Below are 304 nucleotides of genomic sequence, written 5' to 3'. Positions count from 1 at the left end.
AGCCTGGCCGCCGCCTTGGCCTGTTACGACCGTGACGAAATCACTTCCGCCCGCGGGCTGGAAATATCCTTGGCGTTGCTGATTCAGCCGATGGGCCAGCCGGCCCCTGGCACCGAGGAACAGGATCTGCGCTTCAAACGCCTGGAACAATGGCTCGATCAACACGACAGCCCGCTGTACACCGCCCTGGCACCGTTCAACCCATTCAAGGACAAGGCCGACGCGATCGGCAGTTTGCTCGGCGCCAGCGATAACGTGATCGAAGGCTTGGCCGGCCGCTTTCCGGCCATGGTCGGCATCACCG

At 63.2% G+C, this 304-nt stretch carries 1 pseudogene; it reads left to right on the top strand.

From position 1 onward, the window contains the following. Window positions 1–304, top strand: a pseudogene (locus DM807_RS00015) (T6SS effector BTH_I2691 family protein); the annotation flags it as partial.

Source organism: Pseudomonas hunanensis, assembly GCF_013393325.1.
In the GTDB taxonomy this organism is placed as follows: domain Bacteria; phylum Pseudomonadota; class Gammaproteobacteria; order Pseudomonadales; family Pseudomonadaceae; genus Aquipseudomonas; species Aquipseudomonas putida_P.
This window is presented reverse-complemented; position numbering and strand designations above follow the sequence as displayed.